Origin of the sequence: Rubellimicrobium rubrum (assembly GCF_006152115.1) — a bacterium.
GTDB lineage: Bacteria > Pseudomonadota > Alphaproteobacteria > Rhodobacterales > Rhodobacteraceae > Rubellimicrobium > Rubellimicrobium rubrum.
In genome coordinates, this window is record NZ_VDFU01000001.1 from 271344 (window position 1) to 289629 (window position 18286).

The 18286-nt window shown below is 66.4% G+C and carries 13 protein-coding genes; 6 read left to right on the top strand and 7 right to left on the bottom strand.

The window, feature by feature from the left end:
* Positions 1-8: 8 nt before the first annotated feature.
* The 5 genes from FHG66_RS01375 to FHG66_RS01395 form a co-directional block, all read right to left on the bottom strand.
* Positions 9-1745: a peptidoglycan D,D-transpeptidase FtsI family protein gene (locus FHG66_RS01375; RefSeq protein ID WP_139074978.1), complete on the bottom strand. Its 1737-nt coding sequence runs from the start codon at positions 1743-1745 to the stop codon at positions 9-11.
* Between the two features lie 281 nt (positions 1746-2026).
* Entirely contained in the window at positions 2027-2383 is a 357-nt protein-coding gene (gene ftsL / locus FHG66_RS01380) for a cell division protein FtsL (protein WP_139074886.1), read from the bottom strand.
* A 13-nt stretch (positions 2384-2396) separates the two neighbouring features.
* Complete coding sequence (gene rsmH / locus FHG66_RS01385) at positions 2397-3401, bottom strand: 16S rRNA (cytosine(1402)-N(4))-methyltransferase RsmH (protein ID WP_139074888.1); 1005 nt, start codon at positions 3399-3401, stop codon at positions 2397-2399.
* The gene (locus tag FHG66_RS01390) at positions 3401-3913 is read right to left on the bottom strand and encodes a division/cell wall cluster transcriptional repressor MraZ (protein WP_246082413.1); all 513 of its coding nucleotides are present in this window, start codon (positions 3911-3913) and stop codon (positions 3401-3403) included. Before FHG66_RS01390 ends, rsmH begins: the two co-directional genes overlap by 1 nt.
* A gap of 714 nt (positions 3914-4627) precedes the next feature.
* Positions 4628-5731, bottom strand: a complete 1104-nt coding sequence (locus FHG66_RS01395; protein ID WP_139074890.1) for an Mrp/NBP35 family ATP-binding protein — start codon at positions 5729-5731, stop codon at positions 4628-4630.
* Between the two features lie 363 nt (positions 5732-6094).
* Between FHG66_RS01395 and FHG66_RS01400 the strand changes: the two genes are divergently transcribed.
* Together FHG66_RS01400 and FHG66_RS01405 are read left to right on the top strand one after the other, a co-directional pair.
* The gene (locus FHG66_RS01400) at positions 6095-6316 is read left to right on the top strand and encodes a DUF1127 domain-containing protein (RefSeq protein ID WP_139074892.1); all 222 of its coding nucleotides are present in this window, start codon (positions 6095-6097) and stop codon (positions 6314-6316) included.
* A 482-nt stretch (positions 6317-6798) separates the two neighbouring features.
* A complete protein-coding gene (locus FHG66_RS01405) occupies positions 6799-7965 on the top strand; it encodes a benzoate/H(+) symporter BenE family transporter (protein WP_139074894.1) in 1167 nt (388 codons plus the stop codon).
* On the opposite strand, the gene FHG66_RS01410 is transcribed toward FHG66_RS01405, so the two are convergent.
* Positions 7934-8386 carry an Lrp/AsnC family transcriptional regulator gene (locus tag FHG66_RS01410; protein ID WP_139074896.1) on the bottom strand — a complete coding sequence of 151 codons (453 nt, stop codon included), beginning with the start codon at positions 8384-8386 and terminating at the stop codon, positions 7934-7936. The genes FHG66_RS01405 and FHG66_RS01410 overlap by 32 nt on opposite strands.
* A gap of 74 nt (positions 8387-8460) precedes the next feature.
* On the opposite strand from FHG66_RS01410, the gene FHG66_RS01415 reads away from it, so the two are divergent.
* A complete protein-coding gene (locus tag FHG66_RS01415; RefSeq protein WP_139074898.1) occupies positions 8461-9063 on the top strand; it encodes a LysE family translocator in 603 nt (200 codons plus the stop codon).
* Between the two features lie 21 nt (positions 9064-9084).
* Here FHG66_RS01415 and FHG66_RS01420 read toward each other — a convergent pair whose 3' ends face one another.
* The gene (locus FHG66_RS01420; protein ID WP_139074900.1) at positions 9085-11472 is read right to left on the bottom strand and encodes an ATP-dependent helicase; all 2388 of its coding nucleotides are present in this window, start codon (positions 11470-11472) and stop codon (positions 9085-9087) included.
* A 223-nt stretch (positions 11473-11695) separates the two neighbouring features.
* Here FHG66_RS01420 and FHG66_RS01425 point away from each other — a divergent pair, with 223 nt between their 5' ends.
* The 3 genes from FHG66_RS01425 (at position 11696) to FHG66_RS01435 (ending at position 18226) form a co-directional block, all read left to right on the top strand.
* On the top strand, positions 11696-13483 hold the full coding sequence (locus FHG66_RS01425) for a GGDEF domain-containing protein (protein ID WP_139074902.1): 1788 nt from the start codon (positions 11696-11698) through the stop codon (positions 13481-13483).
* Between the two features lie 137 nt (positions 13484-13620).
* The gene (locus FHG66_RS01430) at positions 13621-17064 is read left to right on the top strand and encodes a pyruvate carboxylase (protein WP_139074903.1); all 3444 of its coding nucleotides are present in this window, start codon (positions 13621-13623) and stop codon (positions 17062-17064) included.
* Positions 17065-17470: 406 nt separating this feature from the next.
* Positions 17471-18226 (top strand): TerC family protein, encoded by a 756-nt coding sequence (locus FHG66_RS01435; protein ID WP_139074904.1) that lies wholly within the window; start codon positions 17471-17473, stop codon positions 18224-18226.
* Positions 18227-18286 lie beyond the last annotated feature (60 nt).

Genomic DNA, 18286 nt, shown 5'->3' on the forward strand with positions numbered 1-18286 from the left:
CCTCCGCGTCAGTTCGCGGCGTCGGTTACACCGTCCGCCGACGCGACCGCAACCGCAGGCCGGATTCCCAGAAGCGGCGCGGCGCGGCGGATGAGTTCGGCGGCCACGGGCACCGCCGTCCAGCCGGCCGTGCGGCGAGGCTCCGCCCCCGAAGTCTCCACGGGCTCGTCGAGGCTGACCACGACGACGTACCGGGGATCGCTGGCCGGGAACATGCCCGCAAAAGTCGCGATCACCTTGTCGTCGTAGTAGCCGCCCGAGGGACGGGGCTTGTCAGCCGTGCCGGTCTTGCCGCCCACCTCATAGCCCGGGACGTCGGCCAGCGACGCCGTGCCCCGCGCCACGACCTGCCTCAGCATCTCGCGCGCTTCGGCCGACACCTCCGGGCTCATGATCCGGGGTCCGGGGGTCGGCTGGTCTTGACGCAGGAGCGTGGGCGACACCCGCGTGCCGCCGTTGGCTATGGCTGCGTATGCCGCAGCAAGGTGGAGCGGCGACGTGGACATCCCGTGCCCGTAGGAGATGGTGAGAAGGCTGATTTCGGACCACTGGCGGGGCAGCAGGGGACGGCCCGTCGGAGCCTCGGCCATTTCGATCCGCGTGGGCTCCAGAAGGCCCAGCTCGCGCAGAAACTGCTGCTGCCGCTCGGGCCCGATCATCAGGGCAATGTGCGCGGTGCCCACGTTCGAGGACTTCACGATCACATCCGTCGCGGTGTTGGTCGCCCCATAGTGGTGGAAGTCGTTGATCCGGAACCGTCCCCAAAGCAGCGGGCCCTGGGTGTCGATCATGGTCTGCGGGTTGATGAGCCCCAGTTCCATGGCCTGAGCAACGGCAAAGATCTTGAATACCGAGCCCAGCTCGTAGACGCCTTGGATCGCCCGGTTGAACAGCGGGTTGTCGGACTGATCGCCCTTGGTGGGCACCGGTGGCCGATTGTTCGGATCGAAATCCGGAAGGGACGCCATCGCGACGATCTCGCCCGTGTGGACATCAAGGATGATGCCCGCCGCGCCTTTGGCGTTCATCAGCGTCATGCCGCCCTGAAGCACCTCCTCCATGGCCGCCTGCACCGTGAGGTCCAGGGACAGGGCAAGCGGCTGGTCCTGCTGCGCGGTGTCGCGGAGCCGGGCGTCAAAGAAGCGCTCCACGCCAGCGACGCCGATGACCTCGGCCGACTCCACGCCTTCGCGTCCGTAGCCGGCACCACCCAGGACATGGGCGGCGATCGGGCCGTTCGGGTAAAGCCGCATCTCGCGCGGGCCGAACAGGAGGCCGGGCTCGCCGATGTCATGGACGGCCTGGACCTGTTCGGGACTGATCTGGCGGCGGATCCAAAGGAACCGGCGCGGGCCGGTGAAGTCGCGGAGGAGATCCTCCTTGTCGAGGTCGGGGAATATCCGGGCCAGTTCGGTGGCGGCGTGTTCGGGGTCCACCATCTCGCGCGGCTGCGCGTAAAGCGCATCGGTGGCGAGGTTGGTGGCAAGGATGCGGCCTTCACGGTCGGTGATGTCGGCACGGGTGCTGAGGATCGGAGCCTCGATGCTGCCGGCAGCCTCGGGCTCCATGGGCTCGGAGGAGGCGAGGACGGCCATGCGCCCGCCAACCGTGAGGTAGGCCGCGGCGAAGAGCGCGCCCATTACCCAGATCCGCTTCTCGGCTCGGCTGCGGGCTCGGTCGGCGGTGTCGCGTCCCTTGGCCAATCGCGGCAGCACGAGGCGGCCCAGCGTGGCCTGCCGGGGCATCAGGGCGGCAGGGAGCGCGATCCGGGGCAGCGTGATACCGGGCAGCAGCCGGCGGGGCCATTCGGCCCGAGAGAGCGCCGTGCTGACCTGATCGGACGCGTCCGACACCCAGCGCCGACCGCGCGCCCAGTCCACCTTGGCCAGCGCATCGATGATCACGAGGGCGGCACGTCCGGCCAAGGACAAAGCGATCCGGCCAAGACCAGCCCAGTCGACTCGGGACAACGCGGCTGCTGCGTGGTCTCGCAGCGCCCGCCCCAGGGCAGCCAGTTCCCGCGTCGTCACAGCGGCTCCTCCGAGGAGGACCCCGGGTCCGCGGACACGATCAGCGACGAAGCGACGGCGCCCATCGCCGGAGGAATGTCCACCTGCTCCACGCCCGCGAAGGCTTCTGGCATGAGGGGCATCAGCTCGAGCCGCTGGAAGTTCAGGTCGGCCAAGTCACGCAGACGGTCGGGCCGGTTCAGGTAGGCCCACTCGGCGTTGAGCCGGTCGAGATGCGCCTGGGTGGCCGCGATCTCGGCCCTGAGGCCGCGCAGATCCCGAAGGCTCGCCTGCGTGGCATAATTCTCGCGATAGGCCCAGAAGCCCAGGCCCATTACGACCAGGGCCAAGCCCGCATAAATCAGTCCCTTCATTACCGCTGCTCCCTCATCGCCTCGGTCGTCCCCCGCCGGTTGTCCGGCTTGTGTTCAGGATCGGCATCCCGATCTCTTGTTCGCTGACCCGTCCCGCAGGCGCCGCCGTGCGACGGGCTACCCGCAGCTTCGCCGAACGAGCGCGCGGGTTCGACGCCAATTCCTCGGCGTCGGGCTCGATGGCCTTCTTGGTCACGGCCTCGAAGGCGGGCGCCTCGGCCTCGGCCAGAGGAGCGTAGCGGCTCCCCTGCCCCATGCGCCCGGCGCGGAGTTGGAGGAAACGCTTTACCATCCGATCCTCGACCGAATGGAAGCTGACCACAGCCAGCAAGCCGCCCGGCGCGAGCGCTCGCTCCGCAGCCTCCAACCCCTGGGCCAGTTCGCCATATTCGTCGTTCACGGCGATCCGCAGCGCCTGGAAGGTGCGAGTCGCCGGGTGCTTCTCCCCGGGCTTCTGCCGGGGCAGGCAGCGGGCCACGATCTCGGCCAAAGCCAAGGTCGTATCCACCGGCCGAGCCGCGACGATCGCGCGAGCGATCCGTCGCGAGGCCCTCTCCTCGCCGTAGAGGTATAGGATGTCCGCCAAGGTGCCTTCGTCGGCGCCGTTGACGATGTCGCGGGCGCTCTCGCCGCTTTGGGACATCCGCATGTCGAGAGGGGCGTCCTTCTGGAACGAGAACCCCCTTTCGGCAATGTCGATCTGCATGGAGGAGATGCCCAGGTCGAGCACCACGCCAGCAACCTGCTCGGCGCCCGCATCGGCTGCGATGCGGTCAAGCTCCGAGAACGTTCCTTCGCGAAGAACGATGGTTCCATGAAATCCCGGCAGCCACTCCTCGGCCATGCGGTGCGCCAGGGGATCCCGATCGATCCCGATCACCTTGGCGGCCCCGGCCTCGATCAGGCCGCGCGCATAGCCCCCTGCGCCAAAGGTTCCGTCCACCCAGGTCCCGCGCACAGGCGCGCAGGCGGTCAGGAGAGGACGCAGGAGGACGGGAATGTGCGGCGCGGCGGACATCAAGCCCCCCAGACCAGCGTCATCGGGTCGAACCCTTCGGGCTGCGCGTCCAGATAGGCGCGCATCTCGGCCGCGACCTTGTCCTGGTAGGTGGCGGCGGCCCAGATCTCGAAATGGTCGCCCGCCCCGGAGAAGATCACCTCGCCCTCGGTGAGACCGAGCTTCTGGCGCTGACGGATCGGCATGACGATGCGGCCGTCGCGGTCCACCTCCAGGCGGACGGACTGGCCGAGGATCAGGCGCTGCGACATGGTCTTGCGCAGGTTCTCCTCGGGCGTCTTGGGCTTGATCGCCATGATCTGCTGGGCGACCTCGTTGAAAGCCGCGACCGTGTAGGCCTGCAGACGGTCCTTGAGGTGTTCGCCGTAAAGGAGGTGCAGCGAAGGGTTCAGTCCGTCGGTCCAGGCGGGGTCGTTGGCCTCAAGCACGCGGCGGAAATCCGACGGGATCGACATGCGGCCCTTGCCGTCGATCCTTTGGGGATATTCGCCTGTGAAGCTAGCCGTGATCACGGAACCCGCTTTGCCCTCGACCCCCCCGTAGTGCTATGGTCCGCGGGAACGCAAACGGCGGATCAAGGGCTGCCACACCTGATCCGCCGTTTCGTCCCTTGCGGGATGGTCCGACTGCGCGCGCACCTGGGGGGATGCTGCTCGCTCGCGCGCCGGATTGTGTCGCCTGTGGCGTTCGCTGTCCTGCTCTCTCGATATCGGAAGCAACCGGAATGGATTTGCCTGTATGACTGCTTCATTTGTTCGGGGTCTTAGCGCCCCTGGTATTCCGTATCGCTTCCGACGAGGTCAGGGATGCCATGGGATTTCATGGCACTCAAGGGGAATGTTGGGCTTGACAGACCCCCTGGCGGCGAAGCCACAGGACAAGCGAGATTCACCTGTGGACGGCTCTGTGGAAAACCCTGATTTCACGCCGGGTTCGTGGCTGAGGGTCCTCAATGGCGTCGTTCCGGTCTCTGGAATCCTGCAAGCGGAGACTCGCCGGTAACGGATCATTAACCAAGAACGGTATGGGCGCAGATCAGCAACAAGCCTGCTCCGACTGCCGCCTATCTCAGAGAAATCAACAGCCTAGCGCGCCAACCCGTGTCGTGAGGCGAGAACGAATCGAGCCCCAGACCAGAGCCTGCCCAACCCGACCTGAGAATCGACACGGCCAAGGCCGCCGGAGCCCTGGACAGGGCTCCCTGGGAAATCCTGGAACACAGCCCGTCAGGCCATGCCGCCCTGGATGAGCCGCTGCGCAATCCCTCGCCAGGCTTCCGCCATCGACCCATCGCCCGCCGCGACCGGCACGCCCTCGTCGCCGGAGATGCGGGTCTGGAGGTCTATGGGAAGTCGCCCAAGGAATGGGATGCCGTCCTTCAGCGCCTCGGCCTCCACCCCACCATGCCCGAACACGTGGCTTTCGTGGCCGCAATTGGGACAGACGAAGGTGCTCATGTTCTCGATCAGGCCCAGGATCGGCGTATGCAGCGTGCGGAACATGTCGATGGCTTTGCGGGCGTCGATCAGGGCCACATCCTGCGGCGTGGAGACCACGATGGCCCCAGTCAGGTGCGTCCGCTGGCACAGCGTGAGCTGCACGTCACCTGTCCCCGGCGGCAGGTCCACGATCAGCACGTCGAGCTGCCCCCAGTTCACCTGCGTGAGCAACTGCTGGAGCGCGCCCATCAGCATGGGACCCCGCCAGACGATCGCCTTGTCGGGATCCACCATCAGGCCGATCGACATCATGGTCACGCCATGCGCGCGTAGCGGCTCGATGGTCTTGCCATCGGGCGAACCGGGGCGCTTGTTCACCCCCATCATGCGGGGCTGCGACGGCCCATAGATGTCTGCGTCCAAGAGGCCCACCCGACGCCCCTCACGGGCAAGCGCCACGGCCAGGTTCGAGGCGACCGTGGACTTTCCCACCCCGCCCTTGCCCGAGCCCACGGCGAGGATGCGGTCCACCCCCGTCACGCGCTGCGGACCGGCCTGCGGGGTGGGATGCCGGCCGATGGTCAGAGAGGGTGGCGCCGCCAATGGCGGGGCCGACGCTGGCGGGGCCGACGGGCGAGTCGCCGGGCCATGGGCGGTCACTACGATGGACACGCCGGTAACGCCGGGGAGCGCCCGGACCGCCACCTCGGCCGCCGCGCGGACCGGTTCCAGGGATCGCGCCTCCTCCGGGCTGGCGGCTTCGAGCACGAAACGCACCGTTCCCTCGGCGACGGCCAGGGCGCGGACGAAGCCGCTTTGGGCAAGATCGCCCCTTCCGGGAATCGCCACGCGCCCGAGCGCCGCCATCACCTCGTCCTTGGTCGGGGCCATCAGTCACACTCCTGTAGCATTTTTGCCGTACCCTGCCGGGTTGCTGTGAAGCGGCACCCTTGACGGGTCAAGGCGGTTTTCTTTCGCACCCCGCTCAATCGCCGTGCAATGACCCTCAATTGACGGCCTAGGCCCGGGCAGCAGGGGGACAGGACAGCCCGAGCTGTGCGGGCAGACCCCGCGCTCCGTGCTATTGCCCAGAAAAAGTCACATTTCATCATGCACTTGCTGCATAGCGGCATTGCGACGGTCCCACATTGTGCAGACGCAGCAATTAGCTATTTCTGCTCATGACAGCGCTAACGGCGCTTCCCTCCAAGGATCAGGGGATCCGGAGGATGATCGAACGAAAGAGACGATGACATGGCCTACGCACACGACACCCGCCACGCCACTTCCGGTGTTTCGCTCGGGCAGCGCTTCAGCGATCTGCGCGTGGCGCTGGGCGAGCGGATCGGGCGGTATCGCCTGTACCGTGAAACGCTGGCCGAGTTGTCCACGCTCACCGATCGCGAGCTGAACGACTTGGGCCTGAGCAGCGCCGAGATCCGTGGCGTCGCGCACAAGGCGGCCTACGGCTTCTGAGAGCATTCGCCAGGCCCGTTTCCTCCCTGGGTCCGGACACCTCCGCATGACAAGCCCCATCGCCCCGGGGCCTCTGCGCAGGATGCGGCGGGACCAACCTCCTCCCTGGTTCCGCCGCCGGTCTACGCCGGTGCCCCTTCTCCTCCCTGGGGTCCGGTGTCTCGCGGCGGGGCCTTCCTCCTCCCTGGCTCCGCCGCACGGGTTTGACGACTTCGCCGGTGCCCTCTCCTCCTCCCTGGGCAACGCGCGGAAATGCGGCGGGACCTCTCCTCCTCCCTGGTCCCGCCGCACACTTCATCGGAATGGCGGTCCTTTCCTCCTCCCTAGACAGCCCGTACCGGACGGCGGCGACCCTCCTCCCAGAGTCGGCCGCCGTTTTTTTTGCGGTCACCCCCAACCAGCGTGGTCGGGCAGTGACCAACTTTCCCTTCCGACTCATCACTCGACAGGCCATGGTCTCTGCGGGCAGCAAGGCGAGACTGATGCGGGCATCTCTGGTTTCAGCGGCGCTGGTGGCAGCGCTGGTGGGCTTCGGCTCGACCATTGCGCTCGTGCTCGCCGCGGCAGCGGCCGTGGACGCAACGCCCACGCAGACTGCGTCCTGGGTGCTCGCCGTGGCGCTGGCCAAGGCTGCGGGAAGCGCAGGCCTGTCCTTCTGGGCGCGCATGCCCGTGGTGCTGGCCTGGTCCACGCCCGGCGCGGCGCTGGTCGCGGCGACAAGCGGCCTGAGCATGGAACAGGCAGTCGGGGCCTTCGTCCTAGCCGGGCTGATGATCGCGACGCTTGGGCTAGTGCGGCCTTTGGGACGACTGGTGGCCCTGATCCCCGATGCGATCGCGGCTGGCATGCTGGCAGGCGTCCTCCTTCCGTTCTGCCTCAAGCTGGCTCCGGCGGCTGTCGAGGCACCGGCCCTGCTCGGACCCATGGTCGTGACCTTCGCGGTCGTGCGGCTTCGCAATCCGGCATGGGCCGTCTTGGCGGCGCTGGCCGTGGGTCTTGTCCTGGCCTTCGTGACCGGAGCCGCTCATGCGCCAGAGGTCGCAGGCCTGCCCGGCTTGGTGCTGGTGCGCCCGCATTTCGACGCGAACGTGGCCGTCGGCTTGGCGCTGCCGCTTGCTCTGGTCACCATGGCGTCGCAGAACCTGCCGGGCTTTGCGACGCTGCGAGCTGCCGGATACGAGCCGCCGGTGAGCGCTGCATTGACCACGACGGGCCTGCTGTCGGCAGGCGCAGGGCTGTTCGGGGCCCATCCGATCAGCATGGCCGCGATTACGGCAGCGATTTGCCTGGGGGATGACGTGCACCCTGACCGGGCACGGCGATGGATGGTGGGGCTGGTTTATGCGGCTGTCTGGGTCATCCTGGGCTTGGCCTCTCCGGTGGTGATCGGAGCCATCGCGGCGCTGCCACCGGCCTTGGTAGCCGGGATCGTGGGAATCGCGCTGCTGGGTCCTCTCACAGGGGCACTGGCCGGAGCCATGGGTCCGATGACGACCCGGACGCCAGCCGTGGTCACGCTGGCCGTGACGGCCTCGGGGGTGGCGGCATTCGGGATCGGCGCGGCGTTCTGGGGACTCGTGGCAGGTCTGGCCTTCCACGGAATCGACTCGGTCGCCATCAGGCGCGCTCGTCCTTCGGGCTCTCCATGACGATGTAGCTGGTGATCGACCGCACGGCGGGCACCGTTCCCAGCACGTCGGTATGGAAGGCCTTGTAGGCGGCAAGGTCGCGCGCCTCGACCCGCAGCAGGTACTCGAACGCACCTGCGATGTTGTGGCACTCCACCACCTCGGGGGCGGCCTGCATGGCGGCTTCGAAGGTCTTCTGGGCTGCCTTCCCGTGCTCGCTCAGCCCGACGGCGACATAGACCACATAGCCGCGCCCGACCTGATGGGGGTCAAGCACCGCCCTGAAGCCCTGGATCACGCCCCGCCGCTCCAACTCCTGCACGCGCCGGAGCGTGGCCGAGGGCGACAGCCCGACCCGATCCGACAAGGCGAGATTCGACAGGCGCCCGTCCCGGCGCAGTTCGCGCAATATGCGTTGGTCTATGCTGTCCAGCGTGGTCATGGATTGCAGCATTAGCAGCCAGACAGGCCATTTTGCAATCCGATGCCCCCTTGGGCGCTGTACGATTGCACATCATGACCGCAATCGACCTCCTCCCTGCCCTCGCGGGCTTCGCCTTTGTGTCCTCGATCACTCCGGGGCCGAACAACCTCATGCTGATGGCGTCGGGGGCGAACTTCGGCGTCCGCCGGTCGCTACCTCACATGCTGGGGGTCGGGATCGGCTTCACCGCGATGATCGTGGCGGTTGGCCTGGGCCTGAACGGTCTGTTCGAGGCCCTGCCCTGGACCCACACGGCGCTTGAGGTGTTTGCCGTCGTGTATCTGCTCTGGCTGGCCTGGAAGATCGGCACTGCTGCGCCGACCACGCCTGACGCGCCGCAATCGGGGCGGCCGCTCACCTTCCTGCAGGCGGCCGCATTCCAGTGGGTGAACCCCAAGGGCTGGATGATGGTCGTGTCGGCCCTGACCTTCTATGCGGCGGACCAGAGCCTTGGGACCGTGCTGCTCGTGGCTGCGGTGTTCGGCGCGATCAACCTGCCCTGCATTTCGGTCTGGACCGTGCTGGGTCAGGAGATGCGGCGCATCCTCACGTCCCCGGCGCGGATGCGGGCCTTCAACGTGACCATGGCACTTCTCTTGGTGGGAACGCTCTGGCCGATCCTGCGGGCGTTCTAGAACGCCCGGCAGGGTTGTCCGTCAGAACGGCACGTCATCGTCGCCGCCGTTCGGGGCAGGCACCACGAACTTCGCGACCACCTTCTTCTCGCCCGCCTTTTCAAAGGCGATGTCGAGCTTGTCACCCTCCGCACCAGTGATCCGGCCGTAGCCGAACTTCTGATGGAACACACGGTCGCCAATGGTGAAGGACGAGTCGGCCGCGACGTCGATGGTCAGGCCGCGGGTTTCCTGCGGCTCGCGCTGGGGCCGGACCTGTGAACGGGCCTGCATGCGCCGCCATCCGGGCGAGGCATAGACATCCGCCCGCGCCGCCCGGTCGGCCAGCTGGGATTCAGAGGCAGCCTGCAGGACCGGGGACGCGCTCATCGCCATGCCCGCCGCGCCATAGCCGCCGCCGTAAAGCCCCGGCGGTGTCAGCACCTCCACGTGATCCTTGGGCAGTTCGTCGATGAAGCGGGAGGGAAGCGAAGACTGCCACTGTCCGTGAACCCGTCGGTTCCCGGCAAAGGAGATGGTCGCCAGCTGCTCGGCACGCGTGATGCCGACATAGGCTAACCGCCGCTCCTCCTCCAGGCCCTTGAGGCCGCCCTCGTCAAGGCTGCGCTGGGACGGGAAAAGTCCATCTTCCCAGCCCGGCAGGAAGACGGCCGGAAACTCCAGCCCCTTGGCGGCGTGGAGGGTCATGATCGAGACCTTCTCCTCACCGTCCTCGCTGGCGTTGTCCATGACAAGCGCCACGTGCTCGAGGAAACCTTGGAGCGAGTCGAATTGTTCGAGCGCCTTGACCAGTTCCTTCAGGTTCTCGAGCCGACCCGATGCCTCGGGCGACTTGTCGTTCTGCCACATCGCCGTGTAGCCGGATTCATCCAGAATCATCTGGGCGAGCTCGACATGCGTGTCGCCTTCGCGGACGACCTGATCGTGCCAGCGCTCCATCGCTTGGACAAAGATCCGCAGCTCGTTCCCACCCTTGCCGGCAACCAGCTTGGATTCGGCTGCGATGCGCGCCCCGTCCAGAAGACCCACTCCATTTTGACGGGCGCAAACCTGCACCGTCTGAATCGCCTTGTCGCCCAGGCCCCGTTTGGGCGTGTTCACGATCCGCTCGAAGGCGAGGTCGTCGTCGGGGGACACGGCCAGCCGAAAGTAGGCCATGGCGTCGCGGATCTCCTGCCTTTCGTAGAAGCGGGGGCCGCCGATGACGCGGTACGGGAGGCCGATGGTCAGGAACCGATCCTCGAAGCTCCGCATCTGGTGGGACGCGCGCACGAGGATCGCGATGCCGTCCAACGGAACCGGGTCCATGCCGCGCGTGCCGCGCTGCATCGCCTCGATCTCCTCACCGATCCAGCGGGCTTCCTCCTCGCCGTCCCAGTGACCGATCAGGCGGACTTTCTCCCCCTCGCCCAGGCTCGTCCAGAGCGTCTTGCCAAGACGCCCCTTGTTCCCTGCAATCACCGCAGAGGCAGCGGCAAGGATATGCGGAGTGGAGCGGTAGTTCTGCTCCAGCCGGATTACGGCGGCGCCCGGAAAGTCCGTCTCGAACCGCAGGATGTTGCCGACCTCGGCCCCGCGCCAGCCATAGATCGACTGGTCATCATCGCCCACGCAGCAGACGTTTCGGTGTCCTTGCGCCAGGAGCCGCAGCCACATGTACTGCGCGATGTTGGTGTCCTGATATTCGTCCACCAGGATATAGCGGAACCAGCGCTGATACTGAGACAGCACGTCCTCATGAGTCTTGAAGATGGTGATCATATGGAGAAGCAGGTCGCCGAAATCGACGGCGTTCAGGTCGCGCAGGCGACGCTGGTAGGCGGCGTAAAGGTCCACGCCCTTGTGGTCGAAGGCCGACACGTCGGCCGCAGGAATGTTGACCGGAGTGACCGCGCGGTTCTTCCAGGCGTCGATGACATGGGCGAGCTGGCGCGCGGGCCAACGCTTTTCGTCGATGTCGCTGGCCTGGATTAGCTGCTTGAGCAGCCGGACCTGATCGTCGGTGTCAAGAATCGTGAAATTTGACCGCAGCCCCACCAGTTCGGCGTGCCGCCGGAGGAGCTTCACACAGATCGCATGAAAGGTGCCGAGCCAAGGCATCCCCTCCACCGCCTCGCCCACCATGGCACCGATGCGGTTACGCATCTCGCGAGCGGCCTTATTGGTGAAGGTGACGGCCAGAATCTCGTTCGGGCGGGCGCGGCCTGTGGTCAGCAAATGCGCGATCCGCGCCGTCAGTGCCTTGGTCTTGCCTGTTCCAGCACCGGCCAGCATCAGAACCGGCCCGTCCAGCGCCTCGACCGCCGCGCGCTGCGCGGGATTGAGGCCGTCGAGGTACGGTGCACGCGGGATCGCCCCCGCCATCGCGCGGCGGGACAAGGGCAGGTCGGGATCGGGGCTCAGGCTCATGACCGGAGACCTTAGCGTGAAGGATGGCTCGATGGAAGCTCTCGTTCGCGTTATGTTCCGTGAATGACTTGTGATGCTCGCGGGGAGGAGCGGTACCCAGGGACGCTTCCGGAAAGGGAGCATTTTACACGTTGCGGCTGCCCGACACTCCAGACCTTAACTTCGTTCTCAGACCCTCCGGTCCAAGTCGGTTCAGACCTGTCCTGCCGTCGCGGAGCTTGAAATGCTGGAACGTGGGAACCTTATCGACACTGGACGGACGAACGGACGCCGGGGACTGCGGGCCGCCATCCTTGTCGCTGCCGCAGCCGCCATGACCGGAGCCGTCATCCTTCTGCCCGCCTCCCTATCCGACCGGATCATCGAAAGCGACCTGCGCAATGCCGCTCATGACTGGCGGCAGCGCGTGGTCGGACAGCTCTCCAAAGGGCCAGAAACTTTTGCCCTGTCCAGCCTGACCTTGGCCGACCGCGAGGTACTGGAACTGATCTCCCAAACGTCCGAGATCCAGCAGATCGACTTGATCGACACCGAGGGTCGTATCTTCTGGGCCACACGGGACGAACTGATCGGACAGCACCAGAAGGTGTCGCAGGTCGGGACGGCTGCCAGCCCGGATCATGTGAACTATGCCGTCAGGTTCGTGGATCCGGACCCGGACAGCATTCCTTTCGGGGCTGTCGCCGGATCGCCCCGCGCCGTGGCCGAGATCGAAGTTCCCGTCACCGAGGCCAGGGGCGGAGTCGTGGGCTGGCTGGAGTTGCATCACGACATCACGCTGATCCGGGCCACTAGCATCCTGCGTATCCGACTTGCTCTGATCGCCGGGTCAGTCCTGGCCTTCGGGGCATTGCTGGGCGCCTTGGCCCTGCTCCGCTCCAGCCGGAACCGCACCCTCGAGGCCGATGCCCGCGCCCGGCAGCTCAAGGTCGTCATGGCCGAACAGATCCGGCTGACGCGCGAGGTTCACCTGCTTGGCCAGATCAACGAATGGCCCGGCTCGACCCGCTCGCAGGGGGAGTTGTTCCAGGCGGTGGCACGCTTCATGGAGCATGTGCTGCCTAGCTGGTCTGGAAGTCTTTACGTCCTTTCGGTGTCGGGCGACGTGCTGGACGGGGTCGTCAGCTGGAACGGCGGCACGCATCTGGGCCATTTGCGCGCGGCGGACTTTACGTTGATCTCTCAGGGACGCGCATGCGCTTCGGACGTGACCAATGCGCCCTCCTCCGAGCCCGAACTCCAGGCCGGGCGCGCGTCCCTTTGCATCCCCATTCGCGCTCAGGGCGAGACGGTCGGGCTCCTGAACCTGGCTGCGGAAGGCGAACTGGACGAGGCGACCTTGGCCACGCAGCGGCGCGTGGCGCAGGCCGGCGCGGACCAGATCAGCATGGCGATCGCGAACGCAAGGATGCGGGACGCTCTCCAGCAGCAGGCGATCCGGGACCCGTTGACCGGGCTGTTCAACCGCCGCCACCTTCTCGAAACCGTCCGTCGCGCCCTCGACATGCGCCTGTACCGGGAGGCAAGCGTCTTGGCGATAGCCGTGGACCAGCTCGACCGTCTCAACGAGGAGCATGGCCACGACGCCGGCGACATGATCCTGCGGGCCGTGGCCGGAGTGCTGCGACGTCATGCTGAAGGGGATGCGATCGCCGCCCGGGCCGGAGGCGCAGAGCTGACTTTGGTGCTGCCCAAAGTCGGCGAAGCCGAAGCCATGAACCAGGCCGAGCAGATCCGGAAGGAGCTGGCCGCCTTGGCCATGCGGCTTGGTCCCGTGACGCTTCAGGGAGTCGTGGTGTCGGTCGGAGTGGCGCAACTTCCTCACCATGGCATCCGTCCGGTCGAGGCGATCCGCGCGGCCAGCGATGCCTTGCATGCCGCAAGGGCGCACGGAGGCGATCGGGTGATGGCCGCTGCCTCGGGAACGGGCGAGGCCGCTGCTTGGACGATGGACCACCTGGCGGACAACACGGCGACGCTGTCCGTTGGTGCCCCGCGGCTGATCGCCTGATCGCCTGAGGACCGGGCGCCCCTGCCCTGGCGAAGGTCGATGCAGGCGCGCGGGTCGAAACGATCCATGTCGCTTGCCGGACCTTGCGCCGCAGCGCGGCACGCCTAAGGTGCCCACGCCTTTAGCGGAGCCCGACCATGCCCGAGTTCAAGAAGATCCTGATCGCCAACCGCGGCGAGATCGCCATCCGCGTCATGCGGGCCGCCAACGAAATGGGCAAGAGAACGGTCGCGGTCTATGCGGAGGAGGACAAGCTGGGCCTCCACCGCTTCAAGGCGGATGAAGCCTACCGCATCGGCGAGGGGCTGGGGCCCGTGCAGGCCTATCTGTCGATCCCCGAGATCATTCGCGTGGCCAGAATGTCGGGCGCGGACGCAATCCACCCGGGCTACGGCCTGCTATCCGAGAACCCAGACCTCGTGGACGCCTGCGAGGCCGAGGGCATCGTCTTCATCGGCCCGACCGCCGCGACGATGCGGGCGCTGGGCGACAAGGCCAGCGCACGGCGCGTGGCCATCCAGGCCGGCGTTCCCGTGATCCCCGCGACCGAGGTCCTGGGCGACGACATGGCGGTGATCAAGCGCCAGGCGGCCCAGACCGGCTACCCTCTTATGCTCAAGGCGTCCTGGGGCGGCGGCGGACGTGGCATGCGCCCGATCCTCTCGGAGGAGGAGTTGGCAACCAAGGTTCTCGAAGGCCGTCGCGAGGCCGAGGCCGCCTTCGGCAACGGCGAGGGATACCTTGAAAAGATGATCCTGCGCGCCCGCCACGTGGAGGTGCAGATCCTGGGCGACAAGCAGGGCAACATCTACCACCTGTGGGAGCGGGACTGCTCGGTCCAGCGGCGCAACCAGAAGGTTGTGGAGCGGGCCCCTGCCCCATACCTGACCCAAGCTCAACGGGACGAGGTCTGCGAACTGGCCGTCCGCCTGACCCGCGCGGTAAACTACGAATGCGCGGGAACCGTCGAGTTCCTGATGGATATGGACTCGGAGAAGTTCTACTTCATCGAGGTCAACCCGCGGGTTCAGGTCGAGCACACGGTGACCGAGGAAGTCACCGGCATCGACATCGTCCGCGCGCAGATCCTGATCGAGGAAGGCAAGTCGCTGGCTGAAGCGACCGGCGTCGCACGGCAGGAGGATGTGAAGCTCGACGGCCACGCGCTCCAGTGCCGGGTCACGACCGAAGACCCGCTCAACAACTTCATCCCCGACTACGGCCGCATCCAGATGTACCGGTCCGCTACCGGTCCAGGTATCCGGCTCGACGGCGGCACGGCCTATTCGGGCGCGGTCATCACGCGCTACTACGACTCGCTCCTCACCAAGGTGACGGCGCGGGCCCCCACGCCCGAGATGGCCATCGCCCGAATGGACCGCGCCCTGCGCGAGTTCCGCATCCGGGGCGTGTCGACGAACATCGATTTCGTCATCAACCTGCTCAAGCACCCGACCTTCCTGTCGAACCAGTATACGACCAAGTTCATCGACACGACGTCCGAGTTGTTCCAGTTCGCCCATAGGCAGGACCGGGCGACCAAGATCCTGACCTACATCGCCGACATCACGGTGAACGGCCACCCCGAGACGGCGGGCCGCGCCAAGCCTTCCGCCGATGCCCGAAAAGCGCGGCCTCCGGTGCAGGCGCTGGGGACCTGGCAGGCCGGGACACGGCAACTGCTGGACGAACAGGGCCCCAAAGCCGTCGCGGACTGGATGAAAGCTCAGACCCGGCTCCTGATCACCGACACCACGATGCGGGACGGGCACCAGTCGCTGCTGGCCACCCGGATGCGGTCGATCGACATGATCAACGCGGCGCCGGCTTATGCTCAGTTGATGCCGGGGCTCTTCAGCGTCGAATGCTGGGGGGGCGCCACCTTTGACGTGGCATACCGCTTCCTGCAGGAATGCCCGTGGCAGCGGCTGCGCGACATTCGCGAGCGGATGCCCAACATCCTGACGCAGATGCTGCTGCGGGCCTCGAACGGGGTGGGTTACACCAACTACCCTGACAACGTCGTTCGTGCTTTCGTGGCCCAGGCGGCCAAGTCGGGCGTGGACGTGTTCCGCGTCTTCGACTCGCTCAATTGGGTCCCGAACATGCGTGTCGCGATGGACGCCGTGGTCGAGGCCAACAAGATCTGCGAGGCGGCGATCTGCTACACGGGCGACATCCTCGACCCTGACCGCGCCAAGTACGATCTCAGGTACTATGTGGCGATGGCCAAGGAGTTGGAGGCAGCCGGAGCTCATGTCCTGGGCCTCAAGGACATGGCCGGGCTTCTCAAGGCCCCGGCGGCGCGCGTGCTGGTCAAGGCACTCAAGGAAGAGGTCGATCTTCCGATCCATTTCCACACTCACGACACTTCGGGCGCGGCTGCGGCGACCATCTTGGCCGCATCGGATGCCGGCGTGGATGCGGTGGACGCGGCCATGGACGCCTTCTCGGGCGGGACCTCGCAGGCCTGTCTGGGATCGGTCGTGGAAGCGCTGCGTCATACGGAGCGTGACACCGGGCTCGACATCGCGGCGATCCGCCGGATCAGCAACTACTGGGAGGCCGTGCGCGGCCAGTACTGCGCGTTCGAGTCCAGCCTGCAGGCTCCCGCGTCAGAGGTCTACCTTCACGAGATGCCAGGCGGGCAGTTCACGAACCTCAAGGCGCAGGCACGCAGCCTGGGCCTGGAGGAGCGGTGGCACGAGGTCGCCCAGGCTTATGCCGACGCCAACATGATGTTCGGTGACATCGTCAAGGTGACCCCCTCCTCCAAGGTGGTGGGGGATATGGCGCTGATGATGGTCGCCCAAGGCCTGAGTCGCGCGCAGGTGGAGGACCCGGCCGTCGAGGTGGCGTTCCCCGACTCCGTCGTGGACATGCTCAGGGGCAATCTCGGCCAGCCCCCCGGTGGCTGGCCGGAGGGCATCCAAAGAAAGGTGCTCAAAGGCGAGCCTGCTTCGACGGAACGTCCCGGCGCGCATATGCCCCCGGTGGACCTGGAGGCGATGCGCGAGAAGGTCTCCAGGGATCTCGGGATGCCGTCGCTGGATGATGAGGACCTGAACGGCTATCTCATGTATCCCAAGGTGTTTTCGGACTACATGGGCCGCCACAAGACCTACGGCCCGGTCCGCGTCCTGCCGACCCGGACGTTCTTCTACGGCATGGAGCCGGGGGAGGAGATCAGCGCCGAGATCGGTCCCGGCAAGACCCTGGAGATCCGGCTTCAGGCTGTGGGCGACACGACGCCCGAAGGGGACGTCCGCGTCTTCTTCGAACTGAACGGTTTGCCGCGGACGATCCGGGTGCCTGACCGTTCCGCTGCCGCCACCGCAAGCCGCCGACCCAAGGCCGAGGCTGGGAACTCCCTCCATATCGGCGCACCGATGCCGGGCGTCGTGGCGACCGTGGCCGCGCAGGCCGGCAAGCCGGTCAAGGCTGGGGACCTTCTCCTCACCATTGAGGCCATGAAGATGGAAACCGGCATCCACGCAGACCGCGACGGCACGATCAAGGCCGTCCATGTCCAGCCTGGCGCGCAGGTCGATGCCAAGGACCTGCTGGTGGAGTTGTCATAGGAACAGGGCGCAGCCGACTCGGAACAGGCGGCCCCCGACACCTTCCCTGCCTCTGATCAGTAGGCGCGACTGGGCCTCCTGGCCTGGTTGACGCGTACGGCCATGACACGAACGATGATCAAGCAGCGCAAGGTCGTCCCATAGGTTCTCTTCCGGGCCTGTCCTTTGGGAGAGCAAGCGAGGGCTCCGTGGCTGCTGTGTGCCTAGGGCGGGCCATGCATCCCACTGTCCCGTGCGTGTCCGCGGCGCTGCGTACCCGTCCTCCCGTCGAGGGGGTCGGACGGGACACAACTCTGGGTGCGTCTGAGGGGACCAGGCGCTATGGCCGTAGGAACCGGCCGCTCTTAAGGTCATTGTGGCGGCAAGCGAGCCTTAACAATGACCCTGCTGGCAATAAGGGCCTACCATGATCGAACTTCTTTATGACCCAGCCGCCTGGGCCTCGTTCCTCACGCTGTCGGTCCTGGAGATCGTGCTGGGCGTGGACAACGTCATTTTCCTGTCCATCATCTCGGCACGCCTGCCTGAGCATCAGCGCGCCAGAGCCCGCTTCATCGGCCTGATGCTCGCGCTCGTCATGCGGGTGCTGCTGCTGCTGTCGATCGCTTGGATCATCGGCCTCACCGAACCCTTCGTCACCATCGCGGGGTTCGAGCTGAGCTGGCGTGACGTGATCCTGATCGGAGGGGGACTCTTCCTGCTCTACAAGGGGGCTACCGAGATCTTTCAGGACGTGGAAGGCAACGGCGGTCACCATGGGGCCGAGACGGTGGTCCATGCGTCCTTTGCCGCGGTCATCGCACAGATCGTGGTCTTGGACCTCGTCTTCTCTTTGGACAGTGTCATCACCGCCGTGGGGATCGCGGACCACATCCCCGTCATGGTCGCCGCGATCGTCTTGGCAATCCTGGTGATGATGGTCGCCGCCAATCCCATCGCCAACTTCATCGAGAACCATCCCTCGACCAAGATGCTGGCGCTGGCCTTCCTCGTGATGGTCGGGATGGCCCTCGTGGCGGACGGGTTCCACTACCACTTCGAGCGCGGGTTCATTTATGCCGCGATGGTGTTTGCCGGGGCGGTGGAAGCCTTGAACCTTTGGAAGCAGAAGCGCAGCCGGCGACTCGCGGCCCAAGCCGACCGGGGAACCCCGACGGCCTGAGAACCTGACGGCAAGGTCGCGTTTTTCCCTCTTGCGGCCCTGCCCACCCCTCGGTAGATA

Bases quoted from the DNA above. Each gene is read 5' to 3' on its own strand.
- FHG66_RS01400 (WP_139074892.1), top strand. From the start codon at position 6,095: ATGGCCTACGCACACGACACCCGCCACGCCACTTCCGGTGTTTCGCTC.
- FHG66_RS01405 (WP_139074894.1), top strand. From the start codon at position 6,799: ATGCGGGCATCTCTGGTTTCAGCGGCGCTGGTGGCAGCGCTGGTGGGC.
- FHG66_RS01420 (WP_139074900.1), bottom strand. From the start codon at position 11,472: ATGAGCCTGAGCCCCGATCCCGACCTGCCCTTGTCCCGCCGCGCGATG.
- rsmH (WP_139074888.1), bottom strand. From the start codon at position 3,401: ATGTCCGCCGCGCCGCACATTCCCGTCCTCCTGCGTCCTCTCCTGACC.
- FHG66_RS01410 (WP_139074896.1), bottom strand. From the start codon at position 8,386: ATGACCACGCTGGACAGCATAGACCAACGCATATTGCGCGAACTGCGC.
- FHG66_RS01375 (WP_139074978.1), bottom strand. From the start codon at position 1,745: ATGCCCCGGCAGGCCACGCTGGGCCGCCTCGTGCTGCCGCGATTGGCC.
- FHG66_RS01430 (WP_139074903.1), top strand. From the start codon at position 13,621: ATGCCCGAGTTCAAGAAGATCCTGATCGCCAACCGCGGCGAGATCGCC.
- FHG66_RS01395 (WP_139074890.1), bottom strand. From the start codon at position 5,731: ATGGCCCCGACCAAGGACGAGGTGATGGCGGCGCTCGGGCGCGTGGCG.
- FHG66_RS01415 (WP_139074898.1), top strand. From the start codon at position 8,461: ATGACCGCAATCGACCTCCTCCCTGCCCTCGCGGGCTTCGCCTTTGTG.
- FHG66_RS01435 (WP_139074904.1), top strand. From the start codon at position 17,471: ATGATCGAACTTCTTTATGACCCAGCCGCCTGGGCCTCGTTCCTCACG.
- FHG66_RS01425 (WP_139074902.1), top strand. From the start codon at position 11,696: ATGCTGGAACGTGGGAACCTTATCGACACTGGACGGACGAACGGACGC.
- ftsL (WP_139074886.1), bottom strand. From the start codon at position 2,383: ATGAAGGGACTGATTTATGCGGGCTTGGCCCTGGTCGTAATGGGCCTG.